Genomic DNA, 8862 nt, shown 5'->3' on the forward strand with positions numbered 1-8862 from the left:
ATCCGCGCCCACAGCTCATCGGACACGATCCACGGCAACTGCTCACCCCTCCTCATGCGCAAGCCAACAACCCGTCAGGCTCGCACATTCCAAGGGGATAAGCGCCATTTAGTTAGGAGTTCTTAGTCCGGCTCGCCGGGGAGGGTGAGGGCTTCGTAGGTGATATCGAGACGGCCGACTGTGGGGTGGTTGAACCGTTTCGTGCCCCAGGTGCGTTCGACGACAGTACGAAAAGGTCACCCACGACGAGGCCAAGCAGACGGCCCAGAACCTCAACGAGGGCGCCATCAGCCCCGAGCACGTCGCCGACGTCGTCGTCTACGCCCTCGACCAGCCGGCAGACGTCACTGTCAACGACATCGTCGTCCACCCCACCCGCCAGGACTGGTGACCCCGACGGGAGGGGGGAACCGCGCAGCCGTCCTCAGACGCCCGTGATGTCCCGGGAGATGTCCATGACGCGGTGCGTGGTCGGTTCGTCGAGAGTGATCGGTGTGCGCTGCTCGAAGTCCCCGGGCTTCGGCCAGTACGTCGCGGCGGGCCAGTTCTCGCGCAGGCAGGCTTCGACGACGTTGTGGGCGCTCGTGTCGACGGAATCGAAGAAGAGCGGGCCCGCGACCTTGGCCGTCGCCCGCATGTACCACGGCGACATGCGCAGGATGTCGGTCTTCGCGGCGCCTGCGTTCACCACCCCGGCGCGGAGCCCCGGTTCGGTACGGGTGAGGTGGGCGGCGTAGTGGTGGTTGGCGAGTTGGATCGGCTCCCTGTCGTGCCGGAAGTTGAACGGCTCGAACGCGGGGAACCTCCGGAAATCGGCTGTTTTGGACGGCGGGATGCTCGCCGTCATCATGACGACGCGGGCGTGTTGGGCGCGGCGCAGTGCGGGCAGCAGGAGTTGCGTGAGGTGGTAGCGGCTCAGGTAGTTGACGGAGAAGAACGGGTGGAGTCCGTCCGCCGTGCGCAGCTCCTTGAAGGTGAGGAGCCCGGTCGAGTGCAGGAGCGCGTCGAGGTTGTCGTGCTCGGCGAGGACCCGCCGGGCGGCGTCCCGGACGCCGTCGTGGGTCGACAGCTCGACGGAGAGGAACGACGCCCGGTCGGCCGCGTCGCCGAAGGACGCGATCGCGTCCTCGCCCTTGCGCCGGTCGCGGCCGAGGAGGACGACGCGGTGGCCGCGCGCGAGGAACTCCCGCGCCGCCTGCAGGCCGATTCCGCTGTTGCCCCCGCTGACGAGGATGGTGTGCATGTAGCTCCTTCTGTGGCGGAACAACGGTTCCGTTGCAAGGGGTGCTGACCGTCGTCGACCTGGGTGGACCGAACTGGTGGCCAGGCCTGGCGTGTTGGATCGCAGCCTGCGGTGCGCACACCGCCGCGCGCCCGCTCACCCGTCACCGCGGGTCTCGTCGCCGCGTGGCCAGGCTCTGGACGGAGATCCCCCACAGGCGGGCGGCGTCGGCGGAGTCCCGTGCATGGGCGGCAACGCCACCGTGCGGTGTGTCCGGGCGGATGGGCTCGGCCTCGTTGCAGTCCTCGAAGTAGCGCCCGCTGACGCCTTCGAGCAGCGGAGAGGTCGCGACCAGGGTGGAGGTGGCCGCACCCTGCTCCACCGTTTGCCACGGCAGCTGTGGGCCGCCCTGCTGACGTACTCGCGCCATGTCCTCGGGGCTGATGTGTCGCATCAGGTTGGTGAGGACCACGCCGGGCATGACGGCGTTGACGGTGATGCCGTCGTGGGCCCATCGCTTGGCGGCTTCGACTGCGAACAGCGCGTTGGCCGTCTTCGACTGCCCGTAGGCGGTCTGCGGGTCGTAGGGGTGATGCTCGAAGTGGATGTCCTCGAACACGACTGGTGAGAGCCGGTGTTGTGAGGAGCTGACCGACACCACCCGGGCCCCGGCGGCTGCGGCGAGTGCCGGGTGCAGTTTGGTGGTCGGCGCGAAGTGGCCCAGGTGGTTGGTGGCGAAGTGCAGCTCCCAGGCCTCCGGGGTGCGGGTCAGCGGGGGCCCCATCACTCCGGCGTTGTTGACCAGAATGTGCAGTGGGCCGGTCCAGTCGGCGACGAAGGCCGTGACCGACTCCTGGTCGGCGAGGTCCAGCGGTGTGACGAGGACCTGCTGGTTGCCGGTGCCGGTGATGATGGCCTCTGCCGTGCGCTGTCCGGCAGTGAGGTCGCGCACGGCCAGGGTCACTTCCGCGCCCGCGCCGGCCAGCGCACGGGCGGTCTCGGCACCGATGCCGGACGATCCACCGGTGACGACCGCCCGGCGACCGGTCAGGCTGATGCCGGCCATGACGTCGGCGGCCGTGGACGCGGCGGTGAACGGTGTGGTGATACGCGAAGTCACAGCGGTGCTCTCTTCAAACCCCAGGTCACACCCGCTGGAGCGCGGCCGTGATGGTGTCGGCGATCGGCGTGGTCGGGCGCCCGATCAGCCGGGACAGGTCGCCGTTCGTTCCAGCCAGCTCACCCTTGGCGAAGGACGCCTCCGCGCCCGCGAGAATCTCGGCGTACAGCCCGGGCATCCCCGCGCCGATCAACAGGTCGACGTAGGCCTCCACGCCGACCGGTGCGTAGACGATCTCCTTGCCGGTCTGCTTGCCCAGCTCAGCGGTGAACTCGGTGAAGTTCCAGGCGTGGTCCCCGCCCAGCTCGTACGTCCTGTTCTCGTGGCCCTCCCCGGTGAGCACCGCGGCGGCGCCGGCCGCGAAGTCTGCGCGGGTCGCGGACGCGATGCGGCCCTCTCCTGCGGCCCGGACGAGGACACCGCGCTCGATCACGCTGTCCAGTCCGTCGACGAACATCTCGCTGTACCAGTTGTTGCGCAGCAGGACGTACGGCAGCCCGGACGCCACCAGCACCTTCTCCGTCCCGCGGTGCGCTTCGGCGAGTGGAGCGTCGTGGGTGCCGGTGGCGCTGGTGTAGGCGAGCAGCGCGACCCCGGAAGCCCGGGCGGCATCGATGACGACCTTGTGCTGGGCCACGCGGTCCTGGGTCATCTCGCTGCTGGAGATCAAGAGGACTTTGTCACCCGCCGAGAAGAGGCCGTCGAAGGTCTCGGGCGCGTTGTAGTCGGCTATCGCGACGCGTACACCGAGGGCCTCGAAGTCGGCGCCCTTCTCCTTGCTCCGCACGACAGCGGTGATCTGGTCGGCGGGGACCTTCTCCAGCAGGCCCTGGACAACAAAACGGCCGAGATTCCCGGCGGCTCCGGTCACGAAAATGCTCATGTTTCCGACAACTCCTCGTGAATGGCTCTGGCGCCAACCCTAGGAGTTGAAGTCACTCTGCGTGAGTACGTACTTTGAAGTACGGTACGGATATGGCTGTTAGTAGTACCGCAGCGGACGGCATGGTGGCCGGCGGAGTCGGCGCCAAGGTCCTGTGTCCTCAGCGCCTGACCATGGAGCACGTCACCAGCCGCTGGGGCGTCCTCGTCCTGATCCGGCTGCTGGAGCGCCCGCACCGCTTCGCCGAACTGCGCCGCTCCATCACCCCTGTCGGTCCGGTCAGCGAGAAGATGCTCGGGCAGACTCTGCAGAGCCTGGAGCGGGACGGTCTGGTCAACCGCGATGTCAAGCCGGTGATCCCGCCCCACGTTGGCTACTCCCTGACGGACTTGGGCCGCGAGGCAGCCGAACAGGTCCGCGCGCTGGCGCTGTGGACCAACGAGCGGATGGACCAAGTGGAGAAGGCGCGGGAGAGCTACGACGTGGCGAAAGAGCGCGACTGAGCGACCACTGCCGACCATGGCGCTTGTTCGACGCTCCGAGCGCTCGACGCCGTGTGTGCGGAAGGCCCGGGGGCTTGCAGGGTGTGGTCGGTGAAGAGCCGTTCCGGTGCTGTCCAGCGGGTCCGTATCGGCTCTGCGACGGCGTCGAGGGTGGTCCAACCCTCGCGCGGGGTGGGTGCGTCCGGCCCGAGCTTGGCCAGAGGGCCGCACCGTTCCAGTCGCACACTCATGTCGGCCGGACCAATCCGGTGTCGTAGGCGAAGATCACGGCCTGGACGCGGTCCCGGGCGCCGATCTTCATGAGGACGCGGCCTACGTGGGACTTGACGGTGGATTCGGCGAGGTGGAGGTTCTCCGCGATCTCGGTGTTGGTCCAGCCGGTGGCGACGGCGGTGAGGACCTCACGCTCGCGGTTGGTGAGTTGGGCGAGTTGGCGTTCCTGTGCGGCGCCGTGGCCGCCGAGGGCGTGTTGCGTGTAGGCGTCGATGAGTTTGCGGGTGAGGCCAGGCGAGATGACGGAGTCGCCGGCGGCGACCGCGCGGATGCCTACGACGAGTTCGTCGGGGCGGGCGTCCTTGAGGAAGAAGCCGCTGGCTCCGGCACGCAGGGCTTCGTAGGCGTACTCGTCGAGGTCGAAGGTGGTCAGCACGAGAACGCGGGAGCGGCCGCCGGACTCGGCGATGCGGCGGGTGGCCTCGATGCCGTCCATGCCGGGCATCCGGACGTCCATCAGGACGACGTCGGGACGGAGTTCGGCGGTCAGACGGACGGCTTCGCTGCCGTTGGCGGCTTCGCCCACGACGGTCATGTCGGGCTGGGCCTGCAGGAGCATGCGGAAGCCGAGGCGTTGCAGGGACTGGTCGTCGACGACGAGAACGGTGGTCATGCGGGGTGACCCTCCGGAGGGGCGGTGGGCGTGGTGGGGACGAGACGGGTGCGGACGGTCCAGCCGCCGCGGGAGTTGGTGCCGCAGTTGACCGCGCCCTGGTAGAGGGCGGCGCGTTCGCGCATGCCCACCAGCCCCTTGCCGCTGCTTCGGACGCCGGCCCCCTTGGCGCGCGGGGGTCCGGTGTCCTCGACGGTGACGTGGATCGCGTCGGGGGCGGCGGTCAGGGTGATGGTGACCGAGGTGTCGGGGGCCGCGTGTTTGAGCGTGTTGGTGAGCGCTTCCTGGACGATGCGGTAGACGGCGAGTTGTAGACCTTGGCCGAGTCTGCTCAGGTCGCCCTCGGTGTGCAGTGTGGCGGTGGGGCCGGCGGCCCGGAACCTCTCCAGCAGGGATTCGAGGTCCGAGAGACCCGGTTGGGGGGCGAGTGGGGCAGCCTCGCGTGGGGTGTCCTCGTCGCCGATGACGGCGAGCAGGCGGCGTAGTTCGTCGAGGGCGGCACGGCCGCTGTCCGCGATGATCCCCAGGGTCTCGGCGCCGCGCTCGGGGCACTTTGGGGCAAGGGCCGAGGCACCGTCGGCGAGGCCCACGATGACGGCGAGGGTGTGGCCGAGGATGTCGTGCATCTCCCGGGAGACGCGGGCGCGTTCCTGGGCGGTCGCCAGCCGGGCCTGCTGGTCGCGTTCCTTCTCCAGGGCGGCGATGACGACGTTCACCAGCCGCCCGGCCAGGCCGAGACCGGCGAACGCCGTCACCGCGGCCATCGCCAGGGCCGTCACGGCTTCGGGGCGGGTGGTTTGCTCCAGTTGTCCGCCGGTCCAATAGACCGCGGCCCAGGCGCCGAGTTGCGCGAGGGTGACGCAGAGGGCGATGACCAGTTGGCGGGGGGTGCCATTGCGGCCGACGTTGTACAGGGCGACGGCGCGGGCGGCCTCGGTGCCGCTGAAGGCCCCGAGGGGAAGAGCCACTACGGACACCACGGTGGTGAGGGCGAACACCAGTACCGGGCGTTGCTCCCGCCACAGCAGCGGAACGGCGAGGGCCAGGGTCACCGCGAGCTGGACCGGCACGCCCGCATGGTCGGCGGAGTTGAGCAGGGCAGGGATGCCGAGGGCGGCGCACACGGCGGGCACTCCCCAGCGCCGGACCTGGGGATGGGCCTGGTCGGCCAGCCGCCAGCCGGCCAGCCGGGAGATGATCGAGACGATCACGCGCTGTTCCGGATCGCTCGTCAGCGACTCGGGGAGCCGGCCCGGAAGCCGCGTGTAGGGGCCCGCCGGTGCGGATGGGTTCGGTGCGGTCACAGGGGGTCGCCCTTCACGGTGCAGGCGGGGCCGTCCGCCGGTCTGGGGGAGTGGACCGGCGGACGGGGCTCTCAGGAGCGGCGGGCCGGGATCCGCCGCCGAGGTGGGGATCGTACGGCCGTGCCAGCGGCTGTTCGCGGTCAGCCCTGCCGTGTCGGCGTGGCCGGTGCCGGCACCTCGGAGCCGTCGCTGGCGGCGCTGGTGTTCGCCTGTTGCCGGGCGGTGAGGACCTGGCGCAGTTTCTCCCCTTCGACGTCGACGTCGGGCAGGATCCGGTCGAGCCACTTCGGCAGGGCCCAGGCGCTGCGGCCGATCAGGGTCATGACGGCCGGGACGATGGTCATGCGGACGACGAACGCGTCGAAGAGGACGGCGGAGGCCAGGCCCAGGCCGATGGACTTCACCAGGGCGACGTCGTCCAGGAGGAACCCGGCGAACACGGAGATCATGATGACGGCCGCCGCGGTGACCACCCGGGCACCGTGCCGGAAGCCCGCGACGATCGCCTCGGTGGGCCCGGCGCCGTGGACGTACTCCTCACGCATCCGGGTGACGAGGAAGACCTCGTAGTCCATGGCGAGCCCGAAGACGACCCCGATCAGCAGGATCGGCAGGACGCTGACGATCGGTGCGGTCTGGTCGATGCCGAAGAGGTCCTTCAGCCAGCCCCACTGGAAGACAGCGACCAGCACACCGAGCGTGGACACCACACTGAGCAGGAAGCCGAGCGCCGCCTTCAGCGGGACCAGGATCGAACGGAACACCAGCAGGAGCAGGACCAGGGCCAGGCCGACGACGATCGCCAGATAGGGCACCATCGCCTGGCCGAGCTTGCTGGAGACGTCGATGTTGACGGCCGTGGTGCCGGTGACCATCAGGTCGGCGCCGGTGTCCTTGTGCAGGGCCGCGCTGTGGTCGCGGATGGCGGAGACCAGGTCCTTGGTCGCCTGACTGTTGGGTGAGCTCTTCGGGATGGCGCCGATCAGGGCCACGTCACCGGCGGCGTTGAAGGCGGCGGGCCGTACGGCGGCGACATCGTCCAGCTTGCCTATCACCGTGTACGCGTCCTGGGCTGCGGCCTTCGGGTCATCGCTGTCACGGGCGTCCACGACGACCGTCAGCGTGCCGTTGAAACCGGGCCCGAATCCCGTGCTCAACGTGTCGTAGGCTACGCGTTGGGTGGAGCCGGGGGCGGCCATGCTGTCGTCGGGCAGGGTCAGCCTGAGCGACAGCGCCGGAACGGCCAGTACACCCAGGCCGATCAACGAGACGAAGAGCATCTTCACCGGGTTGCGGGTGACGAAGCGGCCCCAGCGCACGCCCATCGTCTCGCCCTCGCCGCGCTCCTGCGCCCGCAGCCGCTTGGTGGTCAGCCTGCCCTTCATGATCCGCATCCCGGCGAAGCCGAGGACGGCGGGCAGCGGGGTGAGCGCGACGACCACGGCGACGGCGACCGCGAAGGCGGCGGCCAGGCCCATGGAGGTGAGCATCTTGATGCCGATGACGCTCAGTCCGGCCAGCGCGATGATCACGGTGAGACCGGCGAAGACGACGGCCGACCCGGCCGTGCCGAGCGCGCGCCCGGCGGCCTCCTCCGGCTCATGGCCGTCCCGGATCTCACCGCGGTAGCGGGAGACGATGAACAACGCGTAGTCGATGGCCACCGCCAGGCCCAGCATCAGGGCCAGCGTCGACGAGGAGGAGGACATGTCCACGAACGACGTGGCGATGGTGATGCACGTGATCGCCACCCCCACGCCGAAGATCGCGGTCAGCAGCGGAAGTCCGGCGGCGATCATCGAGCCGAAGGTGATCACCAGGACAAGGGCGGCGACCACGAGGCCGATCAGCTCGGCAGCGCTGCCGCCCGCCTTGTCCTGGACGGCGTTGCCGCCCAGGCTCACCGTCAGGCCGGCCTTCTCGCCCTGGTCGGCCACGGTGTGCAGGGCGTCGGAGGCGGCGGTGGTGATGTCCGCCTTGGGGACCTCGTAGGTGACCTGGGTATAGGCGATCGTGCCGTCCTCGCTGACCAGGCCATTGGTGAACGGCTCGGAGACGCTCGCCACCTGCGGCGCCTGCTTCAGCTCGGCGACCAGGGCGCCGATCTCTGACTTGCTCGCCGCGGACGTCAGCTTCTGCCCGGCGGGCGCCTCGAAGACGACCCGTGCGGTCGCGCCGGCGGCGGAGGCCTGCGGGAACTCCTTCTCCAGCAGGTCGATGGCCGTCTGGGACTGGGTGCCGGGCAGGGTGAAGTCGTCGGTCGTCTTGCCGGAGACACTGGCGGCGCCTATGCCGACGGCGGCCAGGACGACGATCCACGCAATGAGGAAGAGCCGTCGTCGCCGGAACGCAAGTCGGCCCAGGCGGTAGAGAAGGGTGGCCACGGAAGTACTCCCACCAGGAGAGGAAGGTCGGTACGAGAGGAGGGGCCCGATCGGGCCGTCCTCAACGTAGGCGCGGATTTCCGTGCCACCCCGGCACCGCAGGACCGATTCCACCGGAGAACCAGTACCGCAGTACTAATGCCGCTCCTCCTCAGGGACCCCAACCGCGTGGGGCACGGGAAGGTCTCATGCGTTCTGGGAGACCGAGAGCCTGCCCAGCAGGCGCGTGACCTCGGCCGTGACCGCGTCGCGGCCCGCCCCGAGATACTTGCGCGGGTCGACGGTGGTGGGGTGGGCGGGGAGGTAGTCGCGTACGGCCGTGGTGAACGCGTTGTTGAGGTGCGTCGATATGTTGATCTTGGTCATGCCGTGGCGGACCGCCTCGAGCAGATCCGCGTCGGACACCCCTGAGGAGCCGTGCAGGACGAGGGGCACGGGCACTGCCGTGCGCAGGGCGGCGATGAGCTCGTAGTCGAGCTCGGCGTTTCGGGTGAGCATGGCGTGGGAGGTTCCGACGGCGACGGCCAGTGCGTCCACGCCGGTGGCGGCGACGAAGGCGG

General features: G+C 69.6%; 8 protein-coding genes and 1 pseudogene. 1 reads left to right on the forward strand and 8 read right to left on the reverse strand.

The window, feature by feature from the left end; translation table 11 throughout:
* Positions 1-122: 122 nt before the first annotated feature.
* The 4 genes and pseudogenes from ACFPIH_RS55680 to ACFPIH_RS55695 form a co-directional block, all read right to left on the reverse strand.
* Positions 123-215 (reverse strand): annotated as a pseudogene (locus tag ACFPIH_RS55680) (MmyB family transcriptional regulator); the annotation flags it as partial.
* Positions 216-424: 209 nt separating this feature from the next.
* The gene (locus ACFPIH_RS55685) at positions 425-1243 is read right to left on the reverse strand and encodes an SDR family NAD(P)-dependent oxidoreductase (protein WP_381187857.1); all 819 of its coding nucleotides are present in this window, start codon (positions 1241-1243) and stop codon (positions 425-427) included.
* A gap of 142 nt (positions 1244-1385) precedes the next feature.
* Positions 1386-2288, reverse strand: a complete 903-nt coding sequence (locus tag ACFPIH_RS55690; protein WP_381187860.1) for an SDR family NAD(P)-dependent oxidoreductase — start codon at positions 2286-2288, stop codon at positions 1386-1388.
* A gap of 79 nt (positions 2289-2367) precedes the next feature.
* Positions 2368-3225: an SDR family oxidoreductase gene (locus ACFPIH_RS55695; RefSeq protein WP_381187854.1), complete on the reverse strand. Its 858-nt coding sequence runs from the start codon at positions 3223-3225 to the stop codon at positions 2368-2370.
* A gap of 92 nt (positions 3226-3317) precedes the next feature.
* On the opposite strand from ACFPIH_RS55695, the gene ACFPIH_RS55700 reads away from it, so the two are divergent.
* Positions 3318-3728 (forward strand): winged helix-turn-helix transcriptional regulator, encoded by a 411-nt coding sequence (locus ACFPIH_RS55700; protein ID WP_381187852.1) that lies wholly within the window; start codon positions 3318-3320, stop codon positions 3726-3728.
* Positions 3729-3954: 226 nt separating this feature from the next.
* On the opposite strand, the gene ACFPIH_RS55705 is transcribed toward ACFPIH_RS55700, so the two are convergent.
* The 4 genes from ACFPIH_RS55705 to ACFPIH_RS55720 all read right to left on the reverse strand — a co-directional run.
* Entirely contained in the window at positions 3955-4614 is a 660-nt protein-coding gene (locus ACFPIH_RS55705; protein WP_381187850.1) for a response regulator, read from the reverse strand.
* Positions 4611-5918: a sensor histidine kinase gene (locus ACFPIH_RS55710; RefSeq protein ID WP_381187847.1), complete on the reverse strand. Its 1308-nt coding sequence runs from the start codon at positions 5916-5918 to the stop codon at positions 4611-4613. The genes ACFPIH_RS55705 and ACFPIH_RS55710 overlap by 4 nt, the downstream gene beginning before the upstream one ends.
* Before the next feature lie 140 nt (positions 5919-6058).
* Entirely contained in the window at positions 6059-8302 is a 2244-nt protein-coding gene (locus ACFPIH_RS55715) for an MMPL family transporter (RefSeq protein ID WP_381187844.1), read from the reverse strand.
* Between the two features lie 186 nt (positions 8303-8488).
* A partial coding sequence (locus ACFPIH_RS55720) for a class II fructose-bisphosphate aldolase (RefSeq protein WP_385875864.1) occupies positions 8489-8862 on the reverse strand: 374 nt, incomplete at its 5' end.

This window comes from Streptomyces vulcanius (assembly GCF_042653945.1).
Taxonomy (GTDB): Bacteria; Actinomycetota; Actinomycetes; order Streptomycetales; family Streptomycetaceae; genus Streptomyces; species Streptomyces mangrovi.